We start from the raw sequence: 15100 nt of genomic DNA on the forward strand, positions 1-15100 counted from the left end.
AGGTGGTAGGCAGAGTGCTTTTCCAACAAATAGAAACAAATAAAATTATTGACATATCCCAGAGTAAATGATATATTTTTAACAAAAGCATCTAAAAATGTTCATACTAAAAAAATTAAGCTAAAAACCATGAAGGTTGATGTAAGACTGAAGTCTTGAACCTGAGTGGTTTATTTTTTGTTTAAGGAGAGGATTTGTTATGGAGACAAGAAAAGTTGTTCTAGGAGGTTTTTTTATTGCTTTAGGGGTACTGTTCCCTATTTTGTTTCATACGGTAAGCATGGCGGGGTCTGTGTTTTTGCCTATGCATATTCCAGTACTGCTAGCAGGGTTTATACTGGGGAGAAAATATGGCTTTTTTGTAGGTTTACTGACGCCTGCCATTAGTTCATTTTTAACTGGTATGCCACCTCTAATGCCAACACTGCCTATTATGACGGTAGAACTATCGATTTATGGACTTATAGCAGGACTTTTGGTTGAAAAATTTCAACTTAATACTATCTTCAGTTTAATCGGTGCCATGGTATGTGGTAGAATAGGGGCTCTATTTACAGTTTTTTTGATGGCTAATCTATTAGGTGTTGTACGGCTAGCACCTATTACCTGGATTAAAGGAGCTGTTGTAACTGGACTGCCTGGCATGGTTATTCAAGTGATTTTTATACCAACTTTGCTTTATATGTTAAAAAATGGACTTAGTAGAGATATGACCCATAATTTGAAATAAGGAGGAGATATTGATGAAGGCTCAGGTGGATTTTTTTAATGCAGTAGCCCATAATTGGGACAATATGATTACGGTAAATGAAGAAAAAATAGGATATGCCCTAGAGGTAGCACAGATAAAACCGGGTCATGAAGTATTGGATGTAGGAACGGGCACGGGGGTGATGTTGCCTTTTATTCTAGACAAAATAGGGAAAGAGGGAAGAATTACAGCCATTGATATTGCAGAAAACATGTTGAAGGTGGTAAAAGAAAAGTTTAAGGGAGAGGACCGGATAAATTTTCTCCATGGTAATATAGAACTAGAGGCAATAGACAAGTTATTTGACGTTATTATTTGCTATAGTGTATTTCCCCATTTTTCTCAAAAAGTAGAGACTGTTAAAAAGCTAGTGGAACATAATTTAAAAGAAGATGGTAAATTACTAATATTTCATTCTCAAAGCAAGGAAGAAATCAATAATATACATAAAAAAGCAGATGATATTGTAGCAGAAGATAAATTGATTGATTTTCTTACTCAAAAAAATATATTTCAAAGGGTTGGTATACCCGTCCTAAAGGGTATTGATAATGAAGAGATGTATCTGATTTTAATTGGGAAGGAAGCCTCAACAATCTATTGATAGAGTATTACGTTACCCTGAGCATGGGGAAGGATCTTGAAATAAAGAAAATAATGCATGATTGCAGTGATAAATTCATTGTTGGATGAATAGCAGGCAAATACCACGCCTAAATAAAAAGGGGTGGTATTTTGTATTGGTGGGGTGCAAGGGGAAAAATGGACATAGCAGCAGAAGTAGCAAAAGTACAAAAAATGTTCGAAATTTACAAATGCATAACGTTGACAGGAAATTAAGAGGATTTTTTATTTTTAAAAATCTGTTAGGACGCCAGACTGTGTATATATATTTTATATGGTAAATCCTTTGACACTTTGATAAAATAGCAGTAAGATAATCGGATAAAAATAAAAGAAATAGCTGCTGAATATAAAATTCAAAAAATTTGATGTAGTATTTGTAAATGAAGGTTTCAATGATAAGCTTATGGAGAAGATATTAAGAATGAGGTGTATTAGTATGGAAAAAGAAGTCAGGTGGCGCCAAAGATTTGAAAATTTTGATAAGGCGTATAAACAGTTGAATGCTGCTATTTTAGACTTTGAAAACCTTAGTGTACTTGAAAAAGAAGGTTTGATTCAACGGTTTGAATATACCTTTGAGTTGGCTTGGAAGACATTAAAGGATTACTTAGAAGCAAAAGAAGTAAATGCTAAATTTCCTAGAGATGTAATAAAAGCAGCTTTTCATTATGAAGTTATAAAAGACGGAGAAGTATGGATGGACATGCTAGAAAAACGAAACTTACTAGCCCATACTTATGATGAAGAACGCTTTCACTTTGCTATAAAAAAGATTAAAGAAGAATATTATGAAGCTATATCGCAAGTATATAATTATTTAGGAGAGATGAGATGAATTTTGGTATATCATCAAAAAGTATGGAAATGATTATCAATACTTTGATGGGCAAAAAAGAAATAGAGAAGGCAGCTATTTTTGGAAGTCGTAGTATGGGGAACTATAAAAATGGATCTGATATAGATATAGTTGTTTACGGGACATATATTACACAAGAAATTGTAAACCAACTAAGTATAGAATTAAATGAACTGTTGCCTTTACCATACTACTTTGATATTGTCCACTATGAGGCTTTAACCCATGATGGTTTAAAAGAACATATAGATAAATTTAGTAAAACTTTTTATAATATAAAATCATAGGCGTTAATTTAAGCTAATTATTACCAATACACCTCTCAAAGTGTCATTCTGATCGAAACTTGCCAGTGGATTCTCTTGAAAAATGGTTGTAAAAATATAGCAAATCCTGTATAATAAAGGCAAGTTTAAAAAACCTATAGCATAATCATTTTGGTGCTTTGTGTATTTTATCGAAGCTTAAAAGGGAATCAGGTGAAAATCCTGAGCGGACCGGCCACTGTAAATGGGGAGCAACTTTTCAAAATACCACTGGAGAATCTCTGGGAAGGGGAAAAGGAGCTGAGAACCATAAGTCAGGAGACCTGCCAAGATAATGCAGTATAGACCTTCTAGGAACTAAGGGGTATACAAATATAGTGCTTTGACATGAGGCGCTTTGTGATACACACAAACCTTGGTTTCCTATAGAAATCAAGGTATTTTAGTGTCTAGAAAAACATAAATTTTTTCAGTTGATAGGAGAGTATATCCAAGCAACTAAATAGACAAAAGATTTAAACTTAAAATAAAGAAGAAACTGAATTAAATAAAAAAAGCTGACCAGAAAACTGGAGGCAGTATCTATATCAAATGGATACTGCCTTTTGTTATATAGAAAGAAGGTGATCACAGAGGAAAAAACATTCCAAAAGGAGGTGATTAAGAAATATTGACGAGGAGAAGGGAAGTAAAGAAGTGTCGTAAGTGTGTCTATGTTGTCTAGTAAAATATTAATGAATTAGGAGGTTTTAATAATGAGATACGGATTTAAAAAATCAATGGCATTGACATTAATGGTTTTAATGCTTACAGTGTTTATGGCGGTTCCCGCTTTTGCCCAAACAGTTTCTGCAACCGTAACCTTTAATCATTTTGAAGATGAAATTTCTAGCGAAAGTATAAGTTTCGATACGAATGGTTTTATCACTCTGTTTGATGTACCGGCAGGAGCTACCCATCAATATTTAAACCAGCCTACAGTTATGGATGCTGTTATACAGTCCCTTACAAATCTGGGGGTTGAAGAGGATAGTCCGGTTTATTGGGACACATCAAGAAATCCTAATGGAGCGTATATTAGCAGTATTTTTGGTGAGGATACAGAAACCATTGACTACTTCTACAGCAGCATTCCCGGTGCGTCCTACTGGAAAGGAAATACCTGGGTTCTTTATATTGATGGAGAGGAAGCAGCGTTTTATGCCAGCAATATACTACTAAATGAAGTTGATAATATTGAATTCTCTTATGAATATGTAGAGACCTATTGGTAAAACAATGGGAATCAAATACTTGATAGTTTGATAAGACCTTCAATAAGGCGGGGAAGAACTTCCTTTCCCGCCTTATTGATGTGTAATTACAAGGAGAGATGGAATGAATGCAATGATGAGGAAACAAAGGAAAAGTAAGATTAGTTTATTATTGGTTTTTGTTATGCTGATGGGGCTGCTGCTTCCTTTGGGTTCGGTCTTTTCCCAAGGATTGGAGGGGCAGGGTGTAACTGTTACTGATCAGGTTTATAAGGAAGGCAATGGTAGGGACCAACCTGTAACCGTTGCCACTCATGTTTATGATGGTAACAATAAAGGTAGTGCCTTAGAGATTACCCTCAACCTGGTGGGAGATTCTGTCCCTGTAGCCGGGCAGCCTGTCACTGTGGCAGCTCAGGTTTATAACACAGGCACCTCTAGTTTAATAGCACTGAATGTCCCGCTTTATTTAGAGGATGTCGCCGAGCCTATAGGAACTGAGGTCATTGAGGAGCTAGGCAGTGGAGCTGCTGAGACGGTGAGCTTCCTTTGGACACCGGCTGCTGCAGGCTTTCATAATCTCCGGGTTGTGGCGGATGGTGGCTATGAGGCGACCTTAACGATTCAGGTCTTTTTACCTCGGCCTACCACGATAGAGGAAATGATTGCCGGAATTGAGGGGTATTTATTTTCATTGAATTCCGACGGTGAGGATGGAAAGCCCCATCTTACCATGTCTCTATATCCCTTTGCATTAAAAGCGACAGGGCTTGATGCCAGTAAGTTTGACCTAACTGCAGATGCGGATACATATAACTATATAACTAGGTTAAGAAATGCTTCAGAATATAATAATAATAAATGGATAGATACTTTGGCTTTAGCCGATAAAGTTTTTGACCAAATTGCCAAGGGAGAGGACCCTCTTTCAGATATAGAGGAACTTCTGGGGCGACAGGAGGATAATGGCTGGTTCAAAGATTTGAAAAATAACAAAGATATGAAGCATAATGCTTCTACCCAAGCCCGAGCGATTTTAGCCATCGATGCCTATTACGGGGCGGACCCCGATGAAGAATGGCCAAATGCAGAGGAAGGTACTGCCAAAGGGCGGGTTGGAGCAATCCTAGCGCTTATAGGTGAGCAGTACCCAAAGGGTTCAAGTGGTGATACAGGAGGTTTTTTATCATATAGCTTCCGCAGTTCACTAATGCCTACTTTCGGAAATTTTCAATATAGCAGCAGCAACTTGTATGGTGCCTGCGATGCACTGGTAGCTTTATCTAATTATACAGACCATCCCCAAATAATCAATACCCAAACGAAAGAAACCTTAGGAAATGCGGTAAAAGAGTCTATTGCTTTAGGATTAGAAAAAATTGAAAGAGATACACGTACTTTTTTGAACAGTTATCGTGTTATTCCTGCTTTGATTGCAACAAATAATGATCATCTAATAGATAAATACGATCTAATAAATGTAATGCTAGATAAGGTACAGACTAACGGTAGCTACAAAAACAATAATAATACAACAAATTTAGGCGTTGAGTACGATACCCAGCAGGTTTTGATTGCCCTCAGCGATCTGCTGGCAGGAGAGACTGCCTGGAAGCGGATTATTACCCCTAGAGCTCAAAATGTCAAGGACGTCCTGGCGGATAGGAATGCTCTAGGCCTGCCGGATGCCGTTACAGAAACCATCAAGCTTGATCTAGCTTCTGTTGGTCCCTACGGTTCAACAATCAAGTGGTATTCCCATCAGCCTGATGTTATCGATCATGAGGGGATGGTAACCTTGCCGGAAGCAGGGCGGAAAAGAGTCACCCTGACGGCCACTATCTCCAAGGGAGAGATAGAAAAAACTCGGGACTTTGTCATCACCGTTGACAGCCAGCTTAAAACCCGGAACGAGCTGATGCTGGAAAAGGCTGTTAACGCTATCGGTGAGACCTATGGGACAGACCTTTCCAATGCAGGCTTCAAGGGTGCTTTTGCCCTGGCGGCCGCCAGCCTCAACTTGGCTGAATACAGCTTTTACGATGTGGTCGGCCACAAGCAAGGAGACCTCAGTCAATACAGTCCCCAGGATTATGCTGAAATTATCCTGCAGCTTGTTTTGACGGAAAAAAATCCCTACAACCATCAAGGCATGAATTATGTGGCTGAGCTGCAGAACCTAGAGCAGCAGGGTAATTTCGGCAGTATGAAGGATAATATATGGGCTTTACTGGCTTTAGATGCTGCAGGAGGGACATATGATGCTGATCTGATTAAGCTTATCGCTGAAGGAATAGACGAAAATACTCCTTTAGCCACTTTAGGACAAGCTCTGTGTGGTCTTGCCTCCCATCGGGGATTAAAGCCAGTGGATACAGCCATAGAGCAGGCTGTAGCTCGTCTGGAGAGCTGCCAGATTACCGAAGGACCTTTAGCAGGAATGTTCTTTGAAGATGATGAACAGTATGATTTCAACCTTCATGCCGTAATAACCTCTGGCTTGACTGCCGTAGGGGAAGACTTAAGGGAAAACACTGAAGGTTCAATAAAATGGATACAATCGGGTCAGACCCCCTTAGATATCTTTGAGCTTTATCAGCTGGAGGACGGAAGCTTTAAAACAGACCTTACCGATACAATCGGTGCTATCAACTTTGATGCTGTTATCGCCTTGGCGGATATGACAGCCGGCAACAATGTCTGGTCACAGGCCTATCTTAGCCCTACTGATTTCCAAAACCTCCTGACCAGAGCAAAAACATTGATTGATCAAGTGCTGGATTTATATACCCCTCAAAGCGGACTGGCACTTAGGAATGCCTATCAAGAGGCTGTAGCCGCTAATGTACCTCCAGGCACCATCAAAGGCTATGGGGAAAAACACTTTAATTTATTGACGGCTATCAATGGTCTTTCAATGGAGTTTCTTCCTATTTTTGAGGATGAGGGTATGTACACCCCTGAGAGCTTTGAAAAATTCAAAGCCAAGGTTACTGAACTTTACAAAACCCTAAGCAGTGAGAAGGCCACCACTGAGGAGGTAGCTGAAGCTTGCGGGACCGTGGTGGAGGCATATGAAAACTTAGAGCCGGCAGCAGCCGCTTTTAGCTCAGCTTTTTTTAGCCAAGGAGCAACATTTGCAGAACCGATGGCTGCTATGACTGCCACCACGTTTGCTATGGCTACAACCACGGCTACCACCGATACCCAGAAACAAGCGCAGGCTCTTTTAGATAAAACCATGGCGGCGTATCATGAGTATTATGGTTTTGATGTTTCCAATGGCGGTTATTGGAGGGTATTTGAGCTGGCCAGTGCAGGTATGGATTTGGCCCAATATAAACTTTATGATGTAACCACCCATAAAAACGGATTGTTTAACACCTATCAAGCCACCGATTATGCCGCTATTACCCTACAGCTGATTTTAACCGGAAACAATCCCTATGATTATCAGGGCATCAATTATGTAGAAAGGCTGCAGGCTTGTGACAAAGATAATACAGGAAATTTTGGAGCCTATGGCAATAATATCTGGGCGCTAATGGCTTTAGATGCTGCCGGCGCTGCTTACCATCCTCAGCTGGTTACAAACGTCAAAAATCAGGCTGCTTCCGAAATGTTTGATACAGATATGCGGGGTTGGGCTTTGGCCGCCATTCAAAACCATCAAGATGTCATTGATGCCGAAGAAATGAAGGCCATTGTAAATTCCTTCCAAAATATTCAGCAGAAAGAAGGACCACTGCGGGGTTGGTTTAAACTGATGAACTTAAGATATAACTTAAGCACCCATAGTGCTGTAGTATTAGGATTGAATGCCGCCGGTGTGGACCTGTCGGCACCAGAATGGACTAGAGATGGCCAAAATCCCCTGGATATTATTGAACTCCTGCAAAGAGAAGACGGACAGTTTTATTTTGCATTTGATTCAGATGTTATTGAAAACGGTGGTCTACTTCCTGGTTTCAATCAAGATGCAATCGTTGCTTTAGGAGATATTGTCCAGGGAAGCAATGTCTGGCAGCGTCTGGCTTTGAAGCCTGGTCATATCAATGATGTGCTTCGGGAGGCTAAAGATTTGCTGGAGGGAGACCTCAGCATCTATACTGCCGCCAGTGTTAATGCCCTACAGGTGGCCTATGCCAATGCCATCACGATTCCTTCCGGTGAGGTAAAAGGCTATGGTGACAGATATTATAGACTGGTGGCTGCCATTAAAGGGCTGGACAGTAATCTGATTCCAGCGTTCACTGACCAAGCCAAATATACAACAGGAAGCTTTGCCTCTTTCAAAACGGCAGTTCTGGACACCCGGAAACTATTGGAACAGCCCAGCACAACAGCATTAGCAGTGTCTCAGGCATGTGAGACAGTTGGACTGGCCTTTAAGAATTTGTCAACCGGCAGCGGCGATAATCCAACTAACCCCGGTGGTCCAACTGATCCAACTAAGCCCGGCGATGACATCACCGTAACCTTTACCTTATTGGGGGGGGATGCCCACGGTGGCAACAATGGACCGATATATATTTATAAAAAGAATCCTGGGGCTTTTCAGAGATGGATATCCCCTACATCGGTGACAGTTGCTGCCGACTCCACCGTCTATGACGTCTTTACTAAGGTATTGAAGGATAACGGCTATACCTACGTAGGAGCCGAAAGTAATTATGTTAGTTTTATACAAACACCAGGGGGCTTGACCTTGAGTGAATTCAGCAACGGTCCCAAAAGTGGCTGGATGTACATAGTGAACGGCACCCATCCCAATGTGGGACTAAGAAACTATGTATTAAGAAACGGCGATAACATCATTTGGCACTATACCGATGACTTCACCCAAGAAGAGGGTTCTGAAAAGTGGGGCGGCGGTGGAGGAGGAACTGTTACAACACCAGAGAAGCCTATAGAAGAAATTCCTATCATAGAAGGACAGGCAGAAATTGATTTAGAAAAGCGAGAGACCGTCAGAATTTCAGCGCAAGATGTTTTAGAACTAGCTGAAAATGATTTCCTGACTATCTTTAAGGAAGGAATTAAGGTAGAAATTCCTATGACAAACTTAATAACCGATGCTTTCAAAATACTGGAAGAAGAAACAAAAGCCCTGCTAGAAGTGACCATAAAAGAATTAACTGCTGCTGAAAAGCAGGAGGTATTGGACAAAGGCAAACTGGGAGAAGATAGGGGAATTTTTGATATTGACGGTAGGATCTACGATATCACCTTAAGCATAATAACTGCCGATGCAGGGGGCAACGAAACTAGAACTAAGCTGATTGCCTATCACCAGCCTGTTATAATAACTTTGGATCTCTCAGAATTAAATGTCAGTGAAGAAGATATGTCTCAACTGACAGCAGTGCGCTATGAAGTAGATGAGCAGGATGCTATCAAAGTGGTCAAGCTAGGGGGAGAGTATGATGCCGAAACCAAACTGTTGCGTTTTTATACCAACACCCTCAGCTATTATGGAGTAGCTAAGGCACGGCACCTGACAAAAATACAATTGGCTATTGACAGCTTGGATGCCCAGGTAAACGGTGAAAGTATACCGTTAGCCCAGCCAGCCACCATAATCAACGATCGAACCATGGTACCTTTGAGATTTATTGCAGAAGCCATGACCGCTGAGGTTAAATGGGATGGTGAGGAGAAAAAAGTTACCATCATTGATCAGAGTCAAAACAAAACACTGACCCTCTATGTAGATCAAATTCATCCAGAACTGGATACACCTCCTGTCATTATAAACGGCAGAACTATGGTACCAATAAGATACATTGCCGAACAACTGGGTGCTTATGTCCTCTGGCATCCTGACAGCCAGCAGATAGACATAGTTAGATAAGGTTATTCTCATATTCAGTTATATAACCTCATCCAGCAATAAAGCCCTTAGCTAATACTATCTGATTCCAGTAATGAATTGATTGTTAGATGAATGAGAGTAGGTAAATACCACTCCTTAGTAAAAAAGGGGTGGTATTTTGCATTGACAGATGGGGGAACTATTGATTTAAAGGACGAAAAATGATATACTATTAACAAAGTAAATGAAAGAAAAAGCTTTTTGTAACTGCAGCAGGGTATTGTCGTGAAAACGAAGGATTATTTTGTAAAAAAATAAGGTGAAATTGAAGAAATTCCCTGAATAATAAATAAAGTACTGACTGGAAAACCAGAGGTACCTACTTTTGAAAAAAAGTAAGGTCACTGGTTTTTTTTATTTGCAAAAATACTCACAGGACAAAGGGGGCAGCAGGGTTTGAAAAAAAGATTGATCATAGGTTTTTTTGTTATGCTATTTTATTTGTCAAGCATGATCTTTTCTCTTGCTTTTTCAGAGGGAAGTATAACCATTGAAGCAGGGTTTGATGGCAAGGTTAAACCAGGGGTTATGAACCCGATAAAATTAAATATTCAGTCTCAAGAGGATCCCTTCAATGGTGAATTGGAAATAAAATTAGGGGAGGAAAGTTATTTTCTTGGGGTGGATTTAGAAAGAAACACAAAAAAAGAGTTTATCTCTTTTTTGCCATTCGATGGTAAGGATAGGGAAATACAAGTAATCCTTTATAACGGTGGTAAAGAAGAAAAAGAAGTCTATAAAATAGAGATGTTGGAGAAAGAAGTGTTATTGATAGGTTTGCTGTCAAGGGACAATAGACCTATCAACTATCTACAAAGCAGGGGAAATAGCAGACTAGGCTATGATACAGCTATGATTGTAAATATCGCTGATAAAAGCTATTTTAGCAGTGACCATCTAAGGGCCTTTGATTTCCTTGTAATAGATCAGTACGATACACAACAGCTTTCAGAAGAATTCTTACAGCGTATAAGATTTTGGATTCAAGAAGGGAATACACTTTTTGTAAAAGATTCTAATGCTGCTGCCAGCATAGCAGGCGAAGAGATAAATGAAAAAAATAAAAACCATCCTCTAGCATTTGGAAAAGGAAATATTGTTGTTTTAAAAGAGCCTGTTGAAAATATAGATGAATACTTTGATTTATATTACCCCTATAGCAGATTACAGCAAAGAAATAACCATACAGACAAAGCTTTGGATGAGGTTGAAAGAATTTTTGCTTCAGGAGACCTATGGCAAAGGGATGGTTATGGGGGCGTCTATAGTTATATTGCCTTACTTATAATCTATCTTCTTTTGTTGATAGCAGCAGATCAGTATAAAAAAGAAAAAATTTTTATAGGAATATTGCTGCTTTCTACAGTTGTTTTTGTGGTAGCAACAAATTTTATTGAATTCGGAACAAAGACTTTTGCTGTTTTAGAAATTAGAGAAGGGTGCTATGTCACGGACATCCATACTTTTATGCGGTTTCAAAATAGCAGAGAAAACACTCGTCTAAAAATGAAGGGAGAGGCTATAAGGGACTATTCTGAAGGAATTTCAAAAGTTTATTTAGATGAAGGCAGCATCGTATTTCAGGAAAAGGGAGAACAACGCCTCTATAGAAGGGCTACAGAGGCTTCTGAAACCACGAAGATAGAGGTACATGTAAGTGCTGAAGATGTCCTTAAAGGAACCATAGAAAACCCCTTTTCTAAAACCTTAGAGCAGGCAGGACTTTTGATAGGAGATACCTTCATTCCCATCGGAGATATTAAGGGAAAAGAAAGGATTCAGTTGCATTATAAGCTTGATCACAATTTAAGTAACACCAGTGATTTTAAATATTTGAGCACGATATTTATACAAGGAGGCTTTAATCATCTTCAGAGAATGCTTTATGAATATTACTATTATCATCAGGATGAAGGTCTTTATAATATGAAGTTAATAGGATTTTCATCGGAAACAGAAAGGATGGAGCAAAACAGTAAAAGCATAAAAAATGATAAATATGTGATGCATGTATTGGAGGTGGACTTTCAAAAAGAGAAGGAGATGGTTTACCCCATGGGAACCATAAAACCACAAACAATATATGAAGGTTATGTGGAGGGGGTTTCTAAGAGAGAATTTATTTTAGAAGAGGAAGAAAACCTGCTGATTTATTACAATATCCCCAGACACAGCAAGATAGAATCTATTGAGGTGCAAATGAAGCTTGAAACAGGAAATCCTGTAATAGAAGTCTTCAATCAAGCAACCGAGATGTGGGAAGATATTGGATACCTATCCATAAGTCCCATAGACAATTATATTTTTAAAGAGCCGCTTGCCATAAAAGTATCAGGAAAAACTAGAATTCTTTTGCCTCAGATTCGTGTTTTAACAGAGGAGGAAAATAGAGATGCATAATGTTACTGAAAAAGTCTTGTTTAAAAAAGAAAATAGAAGGATTCTGATTCTAAACCTTTGCATAACAGTTTTTGTCCTAATGGGTTATTTGTTGATCATTGTCTTTAAAAAATCTCCAGAAGAAGAATTATTTAATATGGACTTCTATTCTTTTTTCTTTCTTTTTCAATTCATTCTATACACCCTACTGGTACAAATATTGGAAGTTGAAGAGGGAAAACAGATGGATAGTTTGGTGCAAGTAGGGGTATTTACTTTGGGCATAATACCATTGATTATGGTGGCAGCTCATGGCAAGGGGATAGAAAGACTTCAGACCTTTGTACCTTTGAGTATTCAATATCTATGGGGGATTACTCTAGTGAATCTAAAAGTTCGTATAGCATCTATAAGTAAAGAAAAGACCTATTATATAAATCTTTTTAATTTTTGTGTGATGGGGGGAGGGATGATGTTACTTTACTTATTTTATCAATATAAGGGACTGGTTGTGGTGTCTGTTTTTGATAAAAGAATACCTATTATATTTTTCATTAACCCTCTGCTGACGATGATTGGCAGTTTAAGAAGCCAAATGGGGGAGGTGAATTATAGAGGTTATCAGCCTATCATCATTTTTTTCATCTTTTGGTGTTTGTTCGGTGTAGCACTGAAGTTGATGGAAAAATATACAGTTTCGAGGAGAGATTAGATGGAAGAAGAAAAAATCTATGAGGCGCTTAAGAAAATAAGAAAAAAATATTGGTTCCAGAGACTTCTTCAATATATGGCTTATGCCATCCTATGCTTTGGTACAACCATATTACTGTTGGCTTGTATCAGTCATATGAAGGTTATTACAGGAGTTAGGGGTAAGGGCATAAGTTTTATGGCAGGATATGCTTTTTTTGCATTGCTGATGGCCTTATGGAAAAGACCTTCTTTACTGGATGCTGCAAAACTTGGAGATGCTATGGGGTTTAAGGAGCGGTTTTGTACATATCTTCAGTATAGAGAAAGAGAAGACCAGACATGGTACTGCTTTTTAGAGGAAATGGAGGAGGCTTTAGAGGAGGAAAAACCCTACAAAAGTTATCAAGTAAAGGGATATAGCAAACTATTTTTTTTAGGTATAGCAGTTTTTTGCATAGGGATATTGGTCTTTTATTTGCCGACAGCTCCAAGAGAAGCGGCTTATGAAAGGGAAAAAATCAATCAAGAAATTAGAAAAGAAGTCTTAGCGTTGGAGGAAATTCTCAAAGAGTTTCAGGAAGAAGAAATCACTTTGGGAAAAGAAGAAAAGAACCAAGGGATTGAAGCGGTTAAGATCTTAAAAAAAGAGTTAAACAAAGCTTATCAGTATCATGATGCTGCATGGGAAATTCAAAAAACTCAGGATAGGCTAGTAAGTATTTATGGTGAAGACTTTTTAAGTAAAAATTTCAGCAGTACCTCAAGGGAGATTAGTAATATAGATGCAGGAAACAACCCGTCACAAAGAACAGACGGGGAAGAAGGGGATTTTGAGAAAAAAGATAACTTAGAAGGTTTTGCGGATTTACAGCAAAAGGACAGGCTTTCGACACATATGGATAGGACAAATAAAAAGTTGGAGGAGATGAAACAGAGGATGCTTTCTAAGGAGGAAGATGGGTTGAAAAGTAAACCAGGGCAGGATAGTATAGAAAACTTTGCAGCAGGAGAAACGGAAGCCTTTGAAAGGGCAGAAGCCTCTAGACAATCAGGAGAAAAAGTAACAGAAGGAGGATTTGGAGAAGAAAACAGCAGGGAAAGTGGTGGGGTAGGAGGATCAGCCGCAGGTAATCAAGGGGATGCCACCTTTAAAGAAGAGGGTAGTATAGGCAGCGAGGGAGAAGCTTTTTCTTTAGAAGGGGAAAACTTTGTAGAAGCAGCTTTTTCTGGAAGAGAATCGGAAAAAGGTGATTTTCAGCAGAGAGGTGTGACGGAAACTCTAGGGATAGAAGGGATGGAGGAAAACAGACTTGCTTATTATAAAGATTTTATCGAAAATCCTGTTGGTTATTTAGATAGATATGGGGTGCCCTCAGCAAATAAGAATCTTGTCATAAACTATTTTAAGGAATTAGAGGGGGAGTAACAATGAGGAGAAGTATGGCGGAGGACTTTAAAAAAATTTTTGATTCAATTACAGCAGAAGTAGGCAAACAAGTTGTGGGGCAGAAGGAAAACATTCAGTATGTTTTAATGGGTATTGTATGTGGAGGCAATATACTGATGGAGGGGGCACCGGGCTTAGGAAAAACCTTGCTGATAAAAACTTTTTCTAGAGCATTGAATCTACCCTTTTCAAGAATACAATTTACACCTGATTTAATGCCCATGGATATTATCGGAACAGAAATCATAAGAAATACACAAGAAAAAATGGAGATTAGCTTTGAAAAGGGACCTATATTTAGTTCTTTGATATTGGCAGATGAGATCAATCGTGCTACCCCTAAAACACAAAGTGCTCTGTTGCAGGCGATGGCGGAAAAAACTGTAACAGTGGGGAAGACGACCTATCTCCTTGAAGAACCTTTTTTTGTCTTGGCCACCCAAAATCCTATAGAAATGGAGGGAACCTATCATCTGCCAGAAGCCCAGCTAGATCGTTTTATGTTTAAAGTAGAAATGAAACTTCCCAAACAAAAGGAGTTGTTAGATATCGTGGATATTACGGTAGGAGAAAAAACAGAAGTAGAGATCAAGGAAATAGCCTCAAAGGAAGAAATTGTTGAGATGAAAAAATTAGTCTATAGTGTGCCGGTATGCGATGAAGTAAAGAATAAGGCTATTACTATTTTGCTTAACACTCATCCACAGGAAACACAGGTGACAGAGGTGAAGGATTATGTACGATGGGGTTGTAGTCCTAGAGGCTTGCAGGCTTTGATCTTGGGAGCAAAAGCAAAGGCACTGACGGAAGGAAGATATCATGTAGCCCTCCAAGACCTTTATGATATTGCTCCTATTGCTTTAGATCATCGATTGAAATTAAACTTCAGGGGTATTTCAGACAGAGTTGATGGAAAGGACGTTATTCTCAGGATATTAGAGCAGGTGATGTAA

Annotated in this window: 10 protein-coding genes and 1 riboswitch; all 10 genes read left to right on the forward strand. The window is 39.0% G+C overall.

Going from position 1 to position 15100, the window contains the following annotated elements:
* Positions 1-199 precede the first annotated feature (199 nt).
* Positions 200-730 (forward strand): ECF transporter S component, encoded by a 531-nt coding sequence (locus BJL90_RS08165; RefSeq protein ID WP_070966379.1) that lies wholly within the window; start codon positions 200-202, stop codon positions 728-730.
* Positions 731-743: 13 nt separating this feature from the next.
* Positions 744-1355: a class I SAM-dependent methyltransferase gene (locus tag BJL90_RS08170; protein WP_070966381.1), complete on the forward strand. Its 612-nt coding sequence runs from the start codon at positions 744-746 to the stop codon at positions 1353-1355.
* Between the two features lie 459 nt (positions 1356-1814).
* Entirely contained in the window at positions 1815-2213 is a 399-nt protein-coding gene (locus BJL90_RS08175; protein WP_070966384.1) for a nucleotidyltransferase substrate binding protein, read from the forward strand.
* The gene (locus tag BJL90_RS08180) at positions 2210-2521 is read left to right on the forward strand and encodes a nucleotidyltransferase domain-containing protein (RefSeq protein WP_070966386.1); all 312 of its coding nucleotides are present in this window, start codon (positions 2210-2212) and stop codon (positions 2519-2521) included. The genes BJL90_RS08175 and BJL90_RS08180 overlap by 4 nt, the downstream gene beginning before the upstream one ends.
* Positions 2522-2655: 134 nt before the next feature.
* A riboswitch (cobalamin riboswitch) is annotated at positions 2656-2845 on the forward strand.
* Positions 2846-3255: 410 nt separating this feature from the next.
* Entirely contained in the window at positions 3256-3774 is a 519-nt protein-coding gene (locus BJL90_RS08185) for a hypothetical protein (RefSeq protein WP_070966390.1), read from the forward strand.
* Positions 3775-3877: 103 nt separating this feature from the next.
* Entirely contained in the window at positions 3878-9607 is a 5730-nt protein-coding gene (locus tag BJL90_RS08190; RefSeq protein ID WP_070966393.1) for a stalk domain-containing protein, read from the forward strand.
* 417 nt (positions 9608-10024) lie between these two features.
* On the forward strand, positions 10025-12028 hold the full coding sequence (locus tag BJL90_RS08195; RefSeq protein ID WP_070966395.1) for a hypothetical protein: 2004 nt from the start codon (positions 10025-10027) through the stop codon (positions 12026-12028).
* Positions 12021-12719: a hypothetical protein gene (locus BJL90_RS08200; RefSeq protein WP_070966397.1), complete on the forward strand. Its 699-nt coding sequence runs from the start codon at positions 12021-12023 to the stop codon at positions 12717-12719. The genes BJL90_RS08195 and BJL90_RS08200 overlap by 8 nt, the downstream gene beginning before the upstream one ends.
* Complete coding sequence (locus BJL90_RS08205) at positions 12720-14126, forward strand: hypothetical protein (protein WP_070966400.1); 1407 nt, start codon at positions 12720-12722, stop codon at positions 14124-14126. It abuts the gene before it with no gap.
* A 2-nt stretch (positions 14127-14128) separates the two neighbouring features.
* Positions 14129-15100 (forward strand): AAA family ATPase, encoded by a 972-nt coding sequence (locus tag BJL90_RS08210; RefSeq protein WP_070966401.1) that lies wholly within the window; start codon positions 14129-14131, stop codon positions 15098-15100.

Source organism: Clostridium formicaceticum (genome assembly GCF_001854185.1).
Taxonomy (GTDB): Bacteria; Bacillota; Clostridia; order Peptostreptococcales; family Natronincolaceae; genus Andreesenella; species Andreesenella formicacetica.

Excerpts from the sequence above, each read along its gene's own strand:
- BJL90_RS08165 (WP_070966379.1), top strand. The coding sequence starts at position 200 with ATGGAGACAAGAAAAGTTGTTCTAGGAGGTTTTTTTATTGCTTTAGGG.
- BJL90_RS08170 (WP_070966381.1), top strand. The coding sequence starts at position 744 with ATGAAGGCTCAGGTGGATTTTTTTAATGCAGTAGCCCATAATTGGGAC.
- BJL90_RS08175 (WP_070966384.1), top strand. The coding sequence starts at position 1,815 with ATGGAAAAAGAAGTCAGGTGGCGCCAAAGATTTGAAAATTTTGATAAG.
- BJL90_RS08180 (WP_070966386.1), top strand. The coding sequence starts at position 2,210 with ATGAATTTTGGTATATCATCAAAAAGTATGGAAATGATTATCAATACT.
- BJL90_RS08185 (WP_070966390.1), top strand. The coding sequence starts at position 3,256 with ATGAGATACGGATTTAAAAAATCAATGGCATTGACATTAATGGTTTTA.
- BJL90_RS08190 (WP_070966393.1), top strand. The coding sequence starts at position 3,878 with ATGAATGCAATGATGAGGAAACAAAGGAAAAGTAAGATTAGTTTATTA.
- BJL90_RS08200 (WP_070966397.1), top strand. The coding sequence starts at position 12,021 with ATGCATAATGTTACTGAAAAAGTCTTGTTTAAAAAAGAAAATAGAAGG.
- BJL90_RS08205 (WP_070966400.1), top strand. The coding sequence starts at position 12,720 with ATGGAAGAAGAAAAAATCTATGAGGCGCTTAAGAAAATAAGAAAAAAA.
- BJL90_RS08210 (WP_070966401.1), top strand. The coding sequence starts at position 14,129 with ATGAGGAGAAGTATGGCGGAGGACTTTAAAAAAATTTTTGATTCAATT.